This is a genomic window from Burkholderia sp. WTPI3, assembly GCF_021483755.1.
Lineage (GTDB): Bacteria > Pseudomonadota > Gammaproteobacteria > Burkholderiales > Burkholderiaceae > Burkholderia.
This window is the reverse complement of sequence record NZ_JAGIXF010000015.1, coordinates 97,639-113,398: the sequence shown is the minus strand read 5'-3', so window position 1 is coordinate 113,398 and position 15,760 is coordinate 97,639. Positions and strand designations below refer to the sequence as shown.

The window sequence follows — 15,760 nt, the reverse complement described above, 5'->3', positions numbered from 1 at the left end:
ATCGATTACCAGACGCTGAAGTTCGAATACCGGACGCGCGCGGCGCGAGCCGGCGGCGAGGACGCGGCCGTGCATCCGGTGATCGTCGTCGGCGCGGGCCCGGTGGGTCTGTCGGCCGCGATCGATCTGGCGCAGCAGGGCGTGCCAGTGGTGCTGCTCGACGACGACGACACGCTGTCGACGGGTTCGCGCGCGATCTGCTTCGCGAAGCGCACGCTCGAGATCTTCGACCGGCTCGGCTGCGGTGAGCGCTTCGTCGACAAGGGCGTGAGCTGGCACGTCGGCAAGGTGTTTCTGCAGGACGAGCAGTTGTACGCATTCGACCTGCTGCCCGAGGAAGGGCATGCGCGTCCCGCGTTCATCAACCTGCAGCAATACTATGTCGAAGGCTATCTGGCCGAGCGCGCGTTCGCGCTGCCTAACATCGACATCCGCTGGAAGCACAAGGTGACGGGCGTCGCGCAGTCGGCGGAACACGCGGCGCTGACCGTCGAGACGCCGGAAGGCATCGAGACGCTGCGTGCGCGGTACGTGATCGCGGCTGACGGTTCGCGCAGCCCGATGCGCGCGGCGATGGGGCTGGAGAGCCGCGGCCGCACGTTCAAGGACCGCTTCCTGATCGCCGACGTGAAGATGAAGGCGGAATTTCCGACCGAACGCTGGTTCTGGTTCGACCCGCCGTTCCACCGCAACCAGTCGGTGCTGCTGCATCGCCAGCCCGACAACGTGTGGCGCATCGACTTCCAACTCGGCTGGGACGCCGATCCGGTCGCCGAGAAGCAGCCGGAGCGGGTGATCCCGCGCGTGCGCGCGCTGCTCGGGCCGGAGGTCGAGTTCGAGCTCGAATGGGTGAGCGTGTACACGTTCCGCTGCCAGCGGATGGATACGTTCCGTCACGGCCGCGTGTTGTTCGCGGGCGATTCCGCGCACGGCGTGTCGCCGTTCGGTGCGCGCGGCGCGAACAGCGGCGTGCAGGACGCGGACAACCTCGCCTGGAAGTTGAAGCTCGTGCTCGACGGCCGTTCGGACGACCGCCTGCTCGACACTTATGCAAGCGAGCGCGAATTCGCGGCCGACGAGAACATCCGCAACTCGACGCGCTCGACCGACTTCATCACGCCGAAGAGCGCGGTGTCGCGCGTGTTCCGCGACGCGACGCTGAAGCTCGCGCGCGACTGCGAGTTCGCACGCAAGCTCGTGAACAGCGGCCGCCTGTCGGTGCCGGCCGTGCTCGCCGATTCGCCACTGAACACGCCGGATCGCAACGGCGACGCATTCGCGTGCGCGATGCGACCGGGCGCGGCGGCGGCCGATGCGCCGGTGCGCGCGCAGGGCGCGCCCGGCTGGCTGCTGCAGCATCTGGGCGACGGTTTCGCGGGCATGCTGTTCGGGCGGCCGGGCGATGCCGCCGCGCTCGCGCAGGCGCTCGACGGCCTCGCGCTGCCGGTGCGGCCCGTGCTGGTGGTGCCGGTCGGCCACGCGCAACCGGTGCCCGGCGTCGACGTGGTGGAGGACATCGACGGTTTCGCCGCGCAACGCTACGACGCGCAGCCGGGCACGTTCTATCTGCTGCGCCCCGATCAGCACGTGTGTGCGCGGACACGCACGCTCGAACGCCAGGCGATCGCCGATGCCCTGGCGCGCGCGATCTGCGCATGCTGAGCACGGCATCGAACCCGACAACGACACCGGAGACACCCGTCATGCCCCGACTCGATACCCGCCCGCGCCTGGCCGATCCGGACGCGTTCTACGAAGCGCTGATCGACATGCATCGCGACCTGTCCGACGCCGACAGCCAACTCGTCAATGCGAAGCTGATCCTGTTGCTCGCGAACCAGATCGGCGATGCCGACGTGCTGCGCGAAGCGATGGCGCTCGCGCGCCAGGGCGTGAGCGCGCCTGCGCATCCGGCCGCCGAGGTGGTGCAATGAGCGCGGCGCCGGCCGGCACGCGCGTGCTCGAAGTCGAGCACGTGATCGACGAGACCCATCGCCCGGGCTTTCACTGGATGCTGCTCGTGCTCTGCGGGCTGTGTCTCGTCATCGACGGCTTCGATGCGCAGGCGATGGGTTACGTCGCGCCGAGCGTGATTGCCGAATGGGGCGTGCCGAAGCAGGCGCTCGGGCCCGTGTTCAGCGCGAGCCTGTTCGGGATGCTGCTCGGCGCGCTCGGGCTGTCGGTGCTGGCCGACCGGATCGGACGGCGCCCGGTGCTGATCGGCTCGACGCTGTTCTTCGCGGTGTCGATGCTCGCGACCCCGTTCGCCGGTTCGATCCCGGTGCTGATGGCGCTGCGCTTCGTCACGGGCCTCGGCCTCGGCTGCATCATGCCGAACGCGATGGCGCTGGTCGGCGAGTTCAGCCCGGCCGCGCATCGCGTGAAGCGGATGATGATCGTGTCGTGCGGCTTCACGCTCGGCGCGGCGCTCGGCGGTTTCATCAGTGCCGCGCTGATTCCGGCATTCGGCTGGCGCTCGGTGTTCTTCATCGGCGGCGCGGTGCCATTCGTGCTGACGATCGCGATGCTCGCGCGGCTGCCCGAGTCGATGCAGTTCCTGGTGCTGAAAGGGCGCGACGCGCAGGCACGCGACTGGCTCGCACGCTTCGCGCCGCAGGCCGGCATCGATGCGAACACACGGCTCGTCGTGCGCGAGCGCGCCGCGAGCGGCGCCCCGGTCGCCGAGCTGTTCCGCCACGGCCGGCTGCCGGTCACGCTGCTGCTGTGGGCGATCAGCTTCATGAACCTGATCGATCTGTACTTCCTGTCGAACTGGCTGCCGACCGTGATGCGCGACGCGGGCTATTCGCCCGGCACCGCCGTGATCGTCGGCACGGTGCTGCAGACGGGCGGCGTGCTCGGCACGCTGTCGCTCGGCTGGTTCATCGAGCGCTACGGCTTCGTGCGCGTGCTGTTCGCCTGCTTCGCATGCGCGGCCGTATCGGTGGGGCTGATCGGCTCGGTCGCGCATGCGCTGCCGTGGCTGTTGCTCGTCGTGTTCGCGGGCGGGTTCTGCGTGGTCGGCGGGCAGCCGGCCGTGAACGCGCTCGCGGGCCAGTATTACCCGACGTCGCTGCGCTCGACCGGCATCGGCTGGAGCCTCGGCATCGGCCGGATCGGCTCGGTGCTCGGGCCGCTCGTCGGCGGACAACTGATTGCGCTGAACTGGACCAATGGCGCGCTGTTCCATGCGGCCGCGGTGCCCGTGCTGTGCTCGGCGCTGTTCGTCGTCGTCCTGGCCGGCGTAACGCGGCGCAGCGGTGCGCAGGCGCCGAACGCCGCCATGAATTGATGGAGAAAGGAAACGATGACGTTTGACCTGTCGAAACCGGCGAGCGCCGGCTACCTGAGCGGCTTCGCGAACGAATTCGCGACGGAGGCGCTGCCCGGCGCGCTGCCGCACGGCCGCAATTCGCCGCAGCGTGCGCCGTACGGCCTGTATGCCGAGCAACTGTCGGGCACCGCGTTTACCGCACCGCGCGGGCACAACCGCCGCTCGTGGCTGTACCGGATCCGGCCGGCGGCCGTGCATCGGCCGTTCGAGCCGTTCACGGGCGTGCAGCGGCTCGTGTCGGAATTCGGCGATTCGGCCGACGTGCCGCCGACGCCGCCGAACCAGTTGCGCTGGGATCCGCTGCCGATGCCGGTCGAGCCAACCGATTTCGTCGAAGGGCTCGTGACGATGGCCGGCAACGGCTCGGCGGCCGCGATGAACGGCTGCGCGATTCATCTGTACGCGGCGAATCGCTCGATGCAGGACCGTTTCTTCTACAGCGCCGACGGCGAACTGCTGATCGTGCCGCAGCAGGGGCGGTTGTTCATCGCGACGGAATTCGGCCGGCTCGACGTCGAACCGTTCGAGATCGCGGTGATCCCGCGCGGCGTGCGCTTTTCCGTCACGCTGCCGGACGGCGATGCGCGCGGCTATATCTGCGAGAACTTCGGTGCGCTGCTGCGCCTGCCCGACCTCGGCCCGATCGGCTCGAACGGGCTCGCGAACCCGCGCGACTTCCTGACGCCGCAGGCGGCCTACGAGGATCGTGAAGGCGCGTTCGAGCTCGTCGCGAAGCTGAACGGGCGCCTGTGGCGCGCGGACATCGGCCATTCGCCGTTCGACGTCGTCGCGTGGCACGGCAACTACGTACCGTACAAATACGACCTGCGCCTGTTCAACACGATCGGGTCGATCAGTTTCGATCACCCGGATCCGTCGATCTTCCTCGTGCTGCAGTCGCAAAGCGACACGCCGGGCGTCGACACGATCGACTTCGTGATCTTCCCGCCGCGCTGGCTCGCGGCCGAGGATACGTTCCGCCCGCCATGGTTCCACCGCAACGTCGCGAGCGAGTTCATGGGGCTCGTGCACGGCGCGTACGACGCGAAGGCCGAAGGCTTCGTGCCGGGCGGCGCGAGCCTGCACAACTGCATGTCGGGCCACGGGCCGGACGCGGACACGTTCGAGAAGGCGTCCGCTGGCGACACGTCGAAGCCGCACAAGGTCGACGCGACGATGGCGTTCATGTTCGAAACCCGCACGCTGATCCGGCCGACGCGCTACGCGCTCGACACCGCGCAGCTGCAGGCCGACTACTTCGAATGCTGGCAAGGCATCAGGAAACACTTCAATCCGGAGCAACGATGAGCGATACCCAAGACTGGCGCGCGACGCTGGACCCCGCCCGCAAGAGCTGGGTCGATACGGCGAACGATCCCGCCTGCGATTTCCCGATCCAGAACCTGCCGTTCGGGATCTTCAGCGATGCGAAGCAGGCGGCGCGCCGCGCGGGCGTCGCGCTCGGCGACCAGATCGTCGATCTCGCCGCGCTCGCGCGTGCGGACCTCGTGACGGTGCCGGCCGGTGCGGATGTGTTCGCCGCGCCGACGCTCAACGCGTTCATCGCGCTCGGCCGCGATGCGTGGCGCAGCGTGCGCGTACAGCTGTCGGACCTGTTCTCGCGTGACAACCCGAGGCTGCGCGACGACGCCGCGTTGCGCGCGCAAGTGCTTGTCGCGCAGCGTGACGCGACGCTGCATCTGCCTGTCGACATTCCCGGCTACACCGATTTCTATTCGTCGAAGGAGCATGCGACCAACGTCGGTTCGATGTTCCGCGATCCGAAGAATGCGCTGTTGCCGAACTGGTCGGAAATGCCGATCGGCTACAACGGCCGCGCGTCGTCGGTGGTCGTGAGCGGCACGCCGGTGCGGCGTCCGAACGGGCAACTGAAGCTGCCCGACCAGGAGCGCCCGGTGTTCGGCGCGTGCCGCAAGCTCGACATCGAACTGGAAACGGGCTTCATCGTCGGCCAGGGCAACGTGCTCGGCGAGCCGATCGCATGCGAGGATGCCGAAGCGCACATCTTCGGGATGGTGCTGCTGAACGACTGGAGCGCGCGCGACATCCAGCAGTGGGAATACGTGCCGCTCGGCCCGTTCAATGCAAAGACTTTCGCGACGACGATCTCGCCGTGGATCGTCACGCTCGACGCGCTCGAACCCTTCCGCGTCGCGCAGCCCGAACAGTCGCCGCAGCCGCTCGCGTATCTGCGGCACACGGGCGAGCATGCGTTCGACATCGCGCTTGAAGTGACGCTGCGCGCGGAAGGTGCCGCCGAAGCGACGTCGATCTGCCGCACCAACTTCAAGCACATGTACTGGACGATGGCGCAGCAGCTCGCGCATCACACGGTTGCCGGCTGCAACACGCGCGTGGGTGACCTGATGGGTTCGGGCACGATCAGCGGACCGACCAGGGATTCGTTCGGCAGCCTGCTGGAACTGACGTGGAACGGCAAGGAGCCGCTCGCGCTGAACGGCGGCGGCAATCGTGCATTCATCGAGGATGGCGACGAGCTCACGCTCGCGGGCTGGTGCCAGGGCGACGGCTATCGCGTCGGCTTCGGCGCGTGTGCCGGCAAGATCCTGCCGGCGCGTAGCGCATAAGCGGCTGCGGCGCGATACGTCGCGCGTGATTCGCCGGAGCAGGGCGGCCCGCATTGCGCGGGCCGTTTTCGTTTGGCAGGCGGGCGGCGGTACCGACACGTCGATACGCCTGCGTGTCGATACGCCGACAGTCGCGCGCTGAACTACGCCGGCGTCAGATCGCGCGCTGCAGCGCGGTGCGGCGTTCCCACAGCGCGGCCGCGACGAACGCGGCGACGCACACGACCAGCACGCCGATCAACGCGTTGCTGCCCAGTTGCTCCATCAATGCGCCCGCAACCAGCGGGCCGCCGAAGCTCGCGGCGCTCCACGACGCCGATACGAGCGAGCTCGCGGTGACGAGCGCCGAGCCGCGGAAGCGTTCGCCGCACGCGACGAGCGACAGCGTATAGATGCTGCCGGCGGCCGCGCCGAGCACGAACAGCAGGGGCCAGCATAGCCACGGATTCGCGATCACCAGCGGCAGCAGCGGCAGCCCCGCGAGCACGATCCAGCCGGCGCCGAGATGTACGCGTTCGCGCCCGAGCTTGTCCGCGAGCCAGCCGATCGGGAATTGCATCGCGGTATCGCCGAACAGCATGATCGATGCGAGCAGCACGGCGGTCGCACTCGCGACGCCGTGATCCATCGCGTAGAGCGGCAGCAGCGACAGCGCGAGCGTATCGAACAGCGCGAAGAAGCCGGTGCCGATGATCAGCGCAGGCATGCGCGGCAGCACGGCGAGCCAGCTGTCGTGCGTTTCGTGATGCGCATCGTCGCCGGCGAGCGGCGCGCGCCGGATCGTCGCGAGCGTCGGTAGTGCGAGCAGGAACAGCGCGCCGCAGAGCGCAAAGCGGATGCTGGTCGCGCCGGCGATCTGGCTGACGAGCACGGGGCCCGCCATCTGGAACAGCGTGAAATTGGTCGCGTAGATCGCGACCACGCGGCCGCGCGTCGAATCGTCGGCGAGCTGGTTGACCCACGCCTCGCCGATCGTAAACAGCAGCATCAGCGCGGCGCCGCATAGCACGCGCAGCACGCCCCACAGAATCAGGTTCGACGTGAACTGCATCAGCGCGGTGGCGGCGGCGAGCAGCACGACCGACACGACGATCGCACGACGCGCGCCGATGCGCCGCGCGAGCGCGGTGACGAACGGGACGATCGCGAGGCCGCCGAGCGCCTGCGCTGCGGTCAGCATGCCGACGACGTTGGTGCCGTGGCCGGCTTCGGTCAGCGCGAGCGCGGTGAGCGGCAGCGTGGCACCGGTACCGAGACCGACTACCGCGACGCTCAGGATCAGCGCGAGGAAATCACGATTGAGAATGGCTTTCATCGGGCGCGATGCTACACCGCGGGCCCTGAAAGGTCCATGAAGGCCATCAGGATCGAATGGGGTTGCGCGCGCAACGAACGCCGCGGCGCGCGAGCGGGGCGCGGCGCATCAGATGTATTCGGTCGGCGCGGCCACCGGGCGGCGTTCGAGCGAGGCCGACCACAGCGTGAGCGCGAGCGCGGCGACGGCCATCGCGGTGCCGACCCACGGCAGGTTCACGAGCGACACGCCGGAGCCGATCGCCATCCCGCCGAGCCACGCGCCCGTCGCGTTGCCGAGGTTGAACGCGCCCTGGTTCAGCGTCGACGCGAGGTTCGGCGCATCGCTCGCGCGATCCACGATCATGATCTGCAGCGGCGGCACGATCGCGAACGCGAGGATGCCCCATACGAAGATCGTCGCGAGCGTTGCGAACGGCATGTGCATCGTGCCGGCGAACAGCGCGAGGACGACGCCGATCAGCGTGAGCGTCGCGATCAGCGACGGCATCCGGCGCCAGTCGGCGAGCTTGCCGCCGAGCGTGCCGCCGACGGTCAGGCCGAGGCCGAACAGCAGCAGCACGTAGGTGACCTGGTGCGGCGAGAAGCCGGTCACGTCCTCGAGGATCGGCGTGATGTAGGTGAACACGCTGAACAGGCTCGCGGACGCGAGCACGCTGATGCCGAGCACCATCAGCACCTGCGGATGCCTGAGCACGCTGAATTCGCGCGTGATGCTGGTGTCGGGCATCGCGAGGTTCTTCGGCAGGCAGACCGCGAGCGCGGCCGCCGCGGCAATGCCGATGCCGGTGACGGCCCAGAACGTCGCGCGCCAGCCGTACGCCTGACCGAGCGCGGTGCCGAGCGGCACGCCGAGCACGTTCGCGAGCGTGAGGCCGGTGAACATCAGCGCGATCGCCTGCGCGCGTCGGTTCGGCGCGACGAGGTTGCTGGCGACCACCGAGCCGATCCCGAAGAACGCGCCGTGGCAGAACGCGGTGACGACGCGCGCGGCCATCAGCACCGCATAGCCGGGCGCGATCGCGCAGAACAGGTTGCCCGCGATGAACAGGCCGATCAGTCCCATCAGCGCACGCTTGCGCGGCATCTTCGCGGTGACGATCGCGAGGATCGGTGCGCCGATCGTCACGCCGAGCGCGTAGCCCGACACGAGCATCCCGGCGGCCGGAATCGACACGCCGAGGTCGCGGGCGACGTTGGGCAGCAGCCCCATGATCACGAACTCGGTGGTACCGATTCCAAAAGCGGCGACGGCAAGGGCGAAAAGAGGTAAAGGCATCGCGGTGGCAGGTTACGGAACGAGCCGCTGCCGGGACCGGCGCAGGATGCGCGAGACGGGCGGGCGGAGGACATCAGCCGCGATTCTACTTCAGTGAAAACCCCTATGTTTGGGGCCAAAACGGATGTTGTCGGCGTGCGACGGCAAGGCGGCTGTGGTGCGCCACAGTGTGGGATTTCGCCGGGTTCAGGCAGGTATCGGTCGGGTATGTCGGGTCGGAACAAAACCGGCGAATCGGGCTTGATCGTGCTGCAAACGGTTCGCTCGGTCAGCGGTCGGGGAGTGCCGAGTTCGGTGCGGCGGCGGGGGCTTCGTCTGCTGCGGCGATCTCGGGCGACGATGACGATCCGGCTACGACCGAGGACACGGTGGGCGTGCAATCGGCGGAGGTGGGGGCGGAAGCCGCCGGCGCGTCCCAGCCGTTTTCGAACAGGCACGCTTCGATCGGCATCCGCGCGGCCCAGCGTTCCGCCTCGAGCATCGGCTTCGCGTAGAACGCGTCGACATGGCCGATGCACAGCACGGCGATCGGCTTCGCGCCGGCCGGCATGCCGAGCAGCGTGCGCAGCGCATCGACGTCGAACAGCGACACCCAGCCCATCCCGAGCCCTTCGGCGCGCGCGGCGAGCCACATGTTCTGGATCGCGCACGCGGCGGACGCGAGATCCATCTCCGGCATCGTGCGGCGGCCGAACACGTGGCGCTCGCGGTCGTCGGTCAGCGCGACGACCAGCAACTCGCCGCATTCGCGCACGCCTTCGACCTTCAGCCGCATGAATTCGTCCTGCCGTTCGCCGAGCGCGTCGGCGGTCGCGCGGCGCTCGGCCTCGACCAGCGCGTGGATCGCGGTGCGCAATGCGGGATCGGTGATGCGGATGAAGCGCCACGGCTGCATGAAGCCGACGCTCGGCGCGTGGTGCGCGGCGCGCAGCAGCCGCGCGAGCGTGGCCGGATCGACCGGCGCCCGCGTGAAGTGGCGCATGTCGCGCCGTTCGAAGATGGCACGGTAGACCGCGGCAATGGCGGAGTCGTCGAAACGCATGGGCGGCGCAAGCAGGGAGAAATCCGCGCAACGATAGCAGACGCGGCGCGCACGGCGTTACTTCAGTCGAAACAAAATAACGGATCGTTGACGGATCGCGTATGCCGAACGGGGCGAGTCAGCGGCCCGGCGTGACGACGTTGGTCGGCGCGCCCGCGTGCCACGCTTCGATGTTCAGCAGCGTCGTGTGCGCGATTTCGGCGAGCGCCTCGCGCGTGAAGAACGCCTGGTGCGACGTGACGATCACGTTCGGGAACGTCAGCAGGCGCGCGAGCACGTCGTCCTGCAGCGGCAGGTCGGAATGATCCTCGAAGAAAAGGCCGCTTTCCTCCTCATACACGTCGAGCCCGAGATGGCCGAGCTGGCCGTTCTTGAGCGCATCGATCAGCGCGTGCGCGTCGACGAGGCCGCCGCGCCCCGTATTGATCAGCATCGCGCCGTGCTTCATCCGCGCGAGCGTCTGCGCGTTGATCAGATGGTGCGTCGATGGCAGCAGCGGGCAGTGCAGGCTGACGATGTCGGCATGGCGCAGCAGATCGTCGAGCTCGACATAGCGCGTGCCGAATGCGATCAGTTCTTCGTCGTGCGGCGGCATCGAGTGCGCGAGCACGTGCATCCCGAAGCCCATCATGATCTTCGCGAACACGCGGCCGATCAGACCGGTGCCGATCACGCCGACGGTCTTGCCGTGCAGGTCGAAGCCAAGCAGGCCGTTCAGCGAGAAGTCGCCTTCGCGGGTGCGTGCCACCGCGCGCGGCAGCCGGCGATTGAGCGCGAGGATCAGCGCGACCGCATGTTCGGCGACCGCATGCGGCGAATACGCGGGCACGCGCACGACCGCGATGCCGAGCCGCTCGGCGGCCGCCAGGTCGACGTGGTTGAAGCCGGCCGAGCGCAGCGCGATCAGGCGCGTGCCGCCGTCGGCGAGCCGTTCGAGCACGGCTGCGTCGACGGTGTCGTTGACGAACGGGCAGACGACGTCATAGCCATGCGCGAGGATCGCGGTTTCCGCGTCGAGGTGTGAGGGCTGGAAGTGCAGCCGATAGCCGAACTGCCGGTTGGCGGCGGTAAACGAATCGTCGTCGTACTGCCGGCTGCTGAACAGGATCACGCGCATGCTGCACCTCCGATGGCTGTCGGGGGCAGTTTACTGCAGGCCCGTGACGATATCGGCACGATCGGGGCCGCGCGGCGAGCGCAGGAAGTCGTAGCTCGTCCGCTCGCCGGCCGCCTGCACGCCGAAATGCTCGAGCGCGTGTTCGACGAAGCTGCGCGTGCGAGCCGGCACATATTGGCGATTGGGATACACGAGCGACAGTTGCGCGTCCGGGTCGTCGATCCGGTAGCCGGGCAGCAGCCGCACGAGCGCGCCGCTCGCCAGTGCGTCGGCAACGCATGATTCGGGCAGCACCGCGATGCCCGAGCCGGCCGCGGCCGCCGCTTGCACGAGCGCGAGCTGATTGACCGTGCAGGTCGGGCGCAGCGTGACCGAATGCGTGACGCCGTCATGGCCGACGAGCCGCCACGCGGGCGCATGCTGATGCGGGGCGAGCGCGACCCAGTCGTGGCCGGGCAGGTCGTCGGGGATGCGGGGCTCGCCGCGGCGTTCGAGATAGGCGGGCGCCGCGCATGCGACGAACGGGTTCGGCGTGAGCGCATGACCGATCAGCGTCGGGTTGCCGTCGAGCCGGTTGCCGGTGATGATACCGACGTCGTAGCCCGAATCGAGCACGTCGAGCGGCCCTTCGGCGACGGTGAGCTGCACGCGCAGTTCGGGGTAGCGGTGGCGGAAGCTGCTGACGAGCGGCGTGAGGGCCAGCGGCGACAGCAGGCCCGACGCGACGACGCGCAGCGTGCCGGCCGGCTCGCGCACCGCATGCGCGACCGACGCCTCGAGGTGGTCGAATTCCTCGAGCAGCGCACGGCAGCCGTCGAGGTAGCGCAGCCCCGCCTCGGTCAGCGACAGGTTGCGCGTGGTGCGGTGGATCAACCGCGTATTCAGGTGCGACTCGAGCATCGCGATCGAACGCGTGACAAGCGCATTGGACACGCCTAGATGGTGCGCCGCGCGCCGGAAGCTCTGCTGCTCGGCGACGCAGACGAACACACGCATGGTCTGAATCTGGTTCATGGCTCGCGTATTTCTGGCCCGGTTGATTGATTTATGGTTGTGATTTTTCGTCGCACGCCCTGGAAAACCGTCGCGCGACCCCGGTTCTCGTTCGTATCGAAAAATCGATTTTTGATTCCACAGATGATTGTTCATGACGGAAGCGATATCCGTCAACCTGAGAAAAGGGGCGGGTTGCGGAAAATCGGATTCGCAGGTATCGGTTAAACGATGTGGGGCCGATCGGGCTCAATGAAGGGAGCTGGGGATGTATTGAAGGTGGGCACGGTCTGGATGGAGATTTTTTATTAAAAACAGTATGTTGGGTGTAATTTCGTGCGGCCGCTTACGGTAATGGGTGAAATCGGTCGCCAATAGATGCCGTGATAATGGATGTTTTTTAGCGCCCCCGGTTTTCGCGGACCGATTGCCGCCGCGCGATTTTTATCGTGATGCCGGATATTTTAGTGGGTAGATGCGCAGAGCCCAACGGCCGGCATCGGGGAGTTGTCACAATATTGCCGGAGTAAATCGCGCGAATCGAACCGAAGATGGAACCGATTCGCATGCGGAGCGCGATTCCCCGTCAATGAGAAATGCAATTGCGCGGCGTGTGCGCGGACGCTGGCCCGGTCCGTCGACCGGGCCAGCGTCACGCTGTCCGGCTGTGCGTGCCTCTTGCGCGCAGCCGCGGAACGCGGAATGATCGATCAGTTCGCCGTGCCGTGCGGCGGGCGACGTCCCAGCGTTTTCCTCCTTCCATTTTTGCCAGCCATGTCCATCGATTACTCGCCGATTCCCTGTCCCGTCGTCGTGCCGCTCGACGCGATCCTGCCCGAAGAACCGCTGCTGATGATGGGCGCCGGCCCGGTCCCGATCCCGGCCGCCGTCGCGAAGGCGAACACGATCGTGATCAACCACCTCGGCGCGACGATGGCGAAGATCATCGAGCAGGTGAAGGAGATGGCGCGCTACGTGTTCCAGACCCGCACGAAGTGGGTGCTCGGCGTCGCCGGCCCCGGTTCCGCCGCGATGGAAATGGCGATTTCGAACCTCGCGTGGCGCGGCACGCGCGTGCTGTCGATCCGCAACGGCTTCTTCAGCGCGCGGATGGCCGAAATGGCCACGCGCGTCGGCGCCGACGTCGCGACGCTCGAAGTGGCCGACCGCTCGGTCGCGAGCCTCGACGAGATCGCCGACGCGATCGCGCGCGAGCGGCCCGAGATCGTCACGATCGTGCAGGGCGAGACGTCGAACACCGTATGGAACCGCGACTTGCGCGACATCGCGGCGCTCGCGAAGGCAGCCGGCGCGCTGGTCGTCGTCGATGCGGTGTGCACGCTGTCGACGATGCCGCTCGAGATGGACGCGTGGGGCATCGACGCGGTGATCACGGGCGGTCAGAAGGGGCTGTCGTCGATCCCGGGCGTGTCGCTGATCGCGTTTTCGGATGCCGCGTGGGAGCGGATGAAGCATCGTCCGGAGCCGAACGCGCACTGGTGCCTCGACATGGCGCTCGCGGAGAACTTCTGGCACAACGCGGGCTATCACTACACGGCGCCGGTGTCGGGCGTGCTCGCGCTGCACGAGGCGCTGCGGCTCGTCTGCGCGGAGACGCTCGAAAGCCGCTTCGCGCGCCATCTGCGCTGCTCGCTCGCGCTGCAGTCGGGTGTCGAGGCGATGGGGCTCACGCTCTATGCGCCGAAGGACTGCCGGCTCAATTCGGTGGTCGGGATCGAGACGCCGGAAGGGCTGACGCCCGGGATGGTCTGCGGCCATATCTCGAAGCAGTACCAGGTCGAGATCTCGGGCTCGTTCGGTCTGCCGATCGTGCGGATTGGCCAGATGGGCGAGCAGTGTCGCGAACACAACCTGTTCCGTACGCTGCATGCGTTCGGCCGCACGATGGTCGACCTGAAGGTGCCGGTCGACCTGCCGGCCGGCGTGGCCGCGCTCGAGCAGGAGCTGTCGCGGCGCGGTACGTAAGCGGGAAGAAGGGCGTGCCGGGTGCGCTGCGCGCAACCGGCCGTTGAGCCGGCGTGCGGCGCTCAGCCGCCCTGCATGGCGCGCCGATACGCGTTCGGCGTCGTGCCGTGCGCGTCGCGAAAGCGATGGCTGAAGTGGCCGGCATTCGCGTAGCCGCATTCGGCCGAGATCTGCGCGAGCGGCAGCGACGTCGTGCGCAGCAGCAGGCGCGCCCGCGCGAGCCGCTGCTCGGCGACCCATGCATGCGGTGCGCGGCCGAACGACAGCCGGAACATTCGCGAGAAATGGTATTCGGACAGCGCGGCGACGTTCGCCAGCTCGCCGAGCGTCAGCGGCTGAGACAGGTAGCTGTCGATATAGTCGCGCACGCGGCGTCGCACGGCCGGCGCGAGCCCGCCGCGGAACGGCATGTCGGTGCGCATCGTGCTCTGGCCGCGCAGCAGCAGGCTCAGCACGTCGTGGGCGGCTTCGTTGACGCGCAGCCGGCCGTCGGCATCGTCCCAGCGTTCCAGCGCGAGCGAGCGGAACTGCGCCGCTACGCGCGCATCCTCGAAATAGGTGCGATCGGCGAGCTTCAACTCGCGCGGCTCGCGATCGAGCTCGCGGATCGCGCGCTGCGTGAAGTGCTCGGGCAGGAAGTACAGGTGGATAAAGTGCATCTCGCCGCGCACCCACCAGCGCGATTCATGGTCGCCCGGCAGCGCGCACAGCAGGCTCGGCGCGCCATAACGCTGCACGCGCTGGCGTTCCGTCCGGTAGCCGCCGTCGAGATAGCACGACAGCGTGTGATGGCCGGGCTGGTCGTAGATCGTCTCGCTTTCGTCGGTGATACGCGTCCATTCGGCGATCGCGAGATGGTCGCCGAGCCACGTGAAGCGCTCGAGCGTCGCGTTCGCCTCGGCGAGCGTCCGGCATACCGACTGCAGGCCGAACGGCATGGCACCGCCGGCCAGGGCGGCGGCGGGATCGACGGGTGGGGCGTGCAGGGGCGAACTCATGATGCGCCGAGTATAAGCGCGTGCGCGACGCGCCGTGCGGCGGGCCGAAAAAGACCGCAATTCCGGACAATTCGCGCGGGCGGTGCGGCCGCATAGTCGGCGTCCGTTTCACTCGATTTCGCTTCATCGCCGCCATGAACCTGTCGCTCTATTTCGTCACCGTGCTGATCTGGGGCACCACCTGGATCGCGATCAAGTGGCAGCTGGGCGCCGTGCCGCCGCCCGTCTCGATCGCTTGGCGCTTCTGGCTTGCGGCCGCCGTGCTGTTCGCGCTGCTGCGCGTGATGCGCCGGCCGGTCCGCCCGCCGCGCGAAGCGTGGCGCTACCTCGTCGCGCAGGGCTTCGCGTTGTTCTGCCTGAACTTCCTGTGCTTCTACTACGCGGAGCAGGTCGTGCCGAGCGGGCTAGTTGCGGTGATCTTCTCGACCGCGCCGCTGCTCAATTCGATCAACGGCCGGCTGTTCATGGGCCGCCCGCTGCGACCGTCCGCGATCGCCGGCGCATTGCTCGGGCTGACCGGCATCGCGTGCCTGTTCTGGCAGCAGATGGCCGGCCACCTCGACGATCACGCGACCTGGATCGGTCTCGCGATCGCATTCGCGGGCACGATGTGCTTCTCGGTCGGCAACCTGCTGTCGAGCCGGATGCAGTCGATGGGGCTGCACCCGCTCGCGACCAACGGCTGGGCGATGCTGATCGGCGCGGCGATCCTGACGGTCGGCAGCGCGGTGGCCGGGATGCCGTTCATGATCGACCCGAGCCCGCGCTATCTCGGCGCGCTCGTGTATCTCGCGGTGCCGGGTTCGGTGATCGGTTTCACCGCGTACCTGACGCTCGTCGGCCGGATCGGGCCGGAGCGCGCCGCGTATTGCACGGTGCTGTTCCCGATCGTCGCGCTGGCGGTGTCGACGGTGTTCGAGGGCTACCAGTGGTCGCCGCTCGCGGTGGTCGGGCTGCTGCTCGTGCTGGCCGGCAATCTCGTTGCGTTCGATCTCACGCGGCGGTTGTTTTTGCGGGCGGCGTGATCGGGGGCCAGGTACCACGACTCGCAAGAGCGCGGTTACCCGACGTTCTATCCGGAGGACGAC

The 15,760-nt window shown here is 68.0% G+C and carries 13 protein-coding genes; 7 read left to right on the top strand and 6 right to left on the bottom strand.

Annotated elements, in window-relative coordinates; all coding sequences use genetic code 11:
- From J7024_RS10960 to fahA, 5 genes are all read left to right on the top strand, one after another.
- A partial coding sequence (locus J7024_RS10960; protein ID WP_234745033.1) for an FAD-dependent oxidoreductase occupies positions 1 to 1,662 on the top strand: 1,662 nt, incomplete at its 5' end.
- A gap of 41 nt (positions 1,663 to 1,703) precedes the next feature.
- Entirely contained in the window at positions 1,704 to 1,934 is a 231-nt protein-coding gene (locus tag J7024_RS10955) for a DUF2783 domain-containing protein (RefSeq protein WP_175761899.1), read from the top strand.
- On the top strand, positions 1,931 to 3,292 hold the full coding sequence (locus tag J7024_RS10950; RefSeq protein ID WP_234745032.1) for an MFS transporter: 1,362 nt from the start codon (positions 1,931 to 1,933) through the stop codon (positions 3,290 to 3,292). Before J7024_RS10955 ends, J7024_RS10950 begins: the two co-directional genes overlap by 4 nt.
- Positions 3,293 to 3,307: 15 nt before the next feature.
- Complete coding sequence (gene hmgA / locus J7024_RS10945) at positions 3,308 to 4,642, top strand: homogentisate 1,2-dioxygenase (protein WP_124830250.1); 1,335 nt, start codon at positions 3,308 to 3,310, stop codon at positions 4,640 to 4,642.
- Positions 4,639 to 5,943 carry a fumarylacetoacetase gene (fahA, locus tag J7024_RS10940; RefSeq protein WP_124830249.1) on the top strand — a complete coding sequence of 435 codons (1,305 nt, stop codon included), beginning with the start codon at positions 4,639 to 4,641 and terminating at the stop codon, positions 5,941 to 5,943. Before hmgA ends, fahA begins: the two co-directional genes overlap by 4 nt.
- A 154-nt stretch (positions 5,944 to 6,097) precedes the next feature.
- Here fahA and J7024_RS10935 read toward each other — a convergent pair whose 3' ends face one another.
- From J7024_RS10935 to J7024_RS10915, 5 genes are all read right to left on the bottom strand, one after another.
- The gene (locus J7024_RS10935; protein ID WP_124830248.1) at positions 6,098 to 7,258 is read right to left on the bottom strand and encodes an MFS transporter; all 1,161 of its coding nucleotides are present in this window, start codon (positions 7,256 to 7,258) and stop codon (positions 6,098 to 6,100) included.
- A 108-nt stretch (positions 7,259 to 7,366) separates the two neighbouring features.
- Positions 7,367 to 8,536, bottom strand: a complete 1,170-nt coding sequence (locus J7024_RS10930; RefSeq protein ID WP_124830247.1) for an MFS transporter — start codon at positions 8,534 to 8,536, stop codon at positions 7,367 to 7,369.
- Between the two features lie 268 nt (positions 8,537 to 8,804).
- Positions 8,805 to 9,578 carry a 5,6-dimethylbenzimidazole synthase gene (gene bluB / locus J7024_RS10925; protein ID WP_124830246.1) on the bottom strand — a complete coding sequence of 258 codons (774 nt, stop codon included), beginning with the start codon at positions 9,576 to 9,578 and terminating at the stop codon, positions 8,805 to 8,807.
- A gap of 118 nt (positions 9,579 to 9,696) precedes the next feature.
- Positions 9,697 to 10,695, bottom strand: coding sequence for a 2-hydroxyacid dehydrogenase (locus J7024_RS10920; protein ID WP_234745031.1), 999 nt, complete (start codon positions 10,693 to 10,695; stop codon positions 9,697 to 9,699).
- Between the two features lie 30 nt (positions 10,696 to 10,725).
- Positions 10,726 to 11,709, bottom strand: coding sequence for a LysR family transcriptional regulator (locus J7024_RS10915; protein ID WP_234745030.1), 984 nt, complete (start codon positions 11,707 to 11,709; stop codon positions 10,726 to 10,728).
- A gap of 753 nt (positions 11,710 to 12,462) precedes the next feature.
- Between J7024_RS10915 and J7024_RS10910 the strand changes: the two genes are divergently transcribed.
- Complete coding sequence (locus J7024_RS10910) at positions 12,463 to 13,674, top strand: pyridoxal-phosphate-dependent aminotransferase family protein (RefSeq protein ID WP_124830243.1); 1,212 nt, start codon at positions 12,463 to 12,465, stop codon at positions 13,672 to 13,674.
- 62 nt (positions 13,675 to 13,736) lie between these two features.
- Here the strand turns inward: J7024_RS10910 and J7024_RS10905 are convergent, their stop codons facing one another.
- The gene (locus J7024_RS10905) at positions 13,737 to 14,672 is read right to left on the bottom strand and encodes a helix-turn-helix domain-containing protein (RefSeq protein ID WP_124830242.1); all 936 of its coding nucleotides are present in this window, start codon (positions 14,670 to 14,672) and stop codon (positions 13,737 to 13,739) included.
- Positions 14,673 to 14,806: 134 nt separating this feature from the next.
- Between J7024_RS10905 and J7024_RS10900 the strand changes: the two genes are divergently transcribed.
- Positions 14,807 to 15,697, top strand: a complete 891-nt coding sequence (locus J7024_RS10900; protein WP_124830241.1) for a DMT family transporter — start codon at positions 14,807 to 14,809, stop codon at positions 15,695 to 15,697.
- Positions 15,698 to 15,760 lie beyond the last annotated feature (63 nt).

What these genes read in the sequence shown, in the direction of transcription:
- J7024_RS10900 (WP_124830241.1), top strand. Translation starts at nt 14,807, where the DNA reads ATGAACCTGTCGCTCTATTTCGTCACCGTGCTGATCTGGGGCACCACC.
- J7024_RS10935 (WP_124830248.1), bottom strand. Translation starts at nt 7,258, where the DNA reads ATGAAAGCCATTCTCAATCGTGATTTCCTCGCGCTGATCCTGAGCGTC.
- bluB (WP_124830246.1), bottom strand. Translation starts at nt 9,578, where the DNA reads ATGCGTTTCGACGACTCCGCCATTGCCGCGGTCTACCGTGCCATCTTC.
- J7024_RS10910 (WP_124830243.1), top strand. Translation starts at nt 12,463, where the DNA reads ATGTCCATCGATTACTCGCCGATTCCCTGTCCCGTCGTCGTGCCGCTC.
- hmgA (WP_124830250.1), top strand. Translation starts at nt 3,308, where the DNA reads ATGACGTTTGACCTGTCGAAACCGGCGAGCGCCGGCTACCTGAGCGGC.
- J7024_RS10905 (WP_124830242.1), bottom strand. Translation starts at nt 14,672, where the DNA reads ATGAGTTCGCCCCTGCACGCCCCACCCGTCGATCCCGCCGCCGCCCTG.
- J7024_RS10950 (WP_234745032.1), top strand. Translation starts at nt 1,931, where the DNA reads ATGAGCGCGGCGCCGGCCGGCACGCGCGTGCTCGAAGTCGAGCACGTG.
- fahA (WP_124830249.1), top strand. Translation starts at nt 4,639, where the DNA reads ATGAGCGATACCCAAGACTGGCGCGCGACGCTGGACCCCGCCCGCAAG.
- J7024_RS10930 (WP_124830247.1), bottom strand. Translation starts at nt 8,536, where the DNA reads ATGCCTTTACCTCTTTTCGCCCTTGCCGTCGCCGCTTTTGGAATCGGT.
- J7024_RS10920 (WP_234745031.1), bottom strand. Translation starts at nt 10,695, where the DNA reads ATGCGCGTGATCCTGTTCAGCAGCCGGCAGTACGACGACGATTCGTTT.
- J7024_RS10915 (WP_234745030.1), bottom strand. Translation starts at nt 11,709, where the DNA reads ATGAACCAGATTCAGACCATGCGTGTGTTCGTCTGCGTCGCCGAGCAG.
- J7024_RS10955 (WP_175761899.1), top strand. Translation starts at nt 1,704, where the DNA reads ATGCCCCGACTCGATACCCGCCCGCGCCTGGCCGATCCGGACGCGTTC.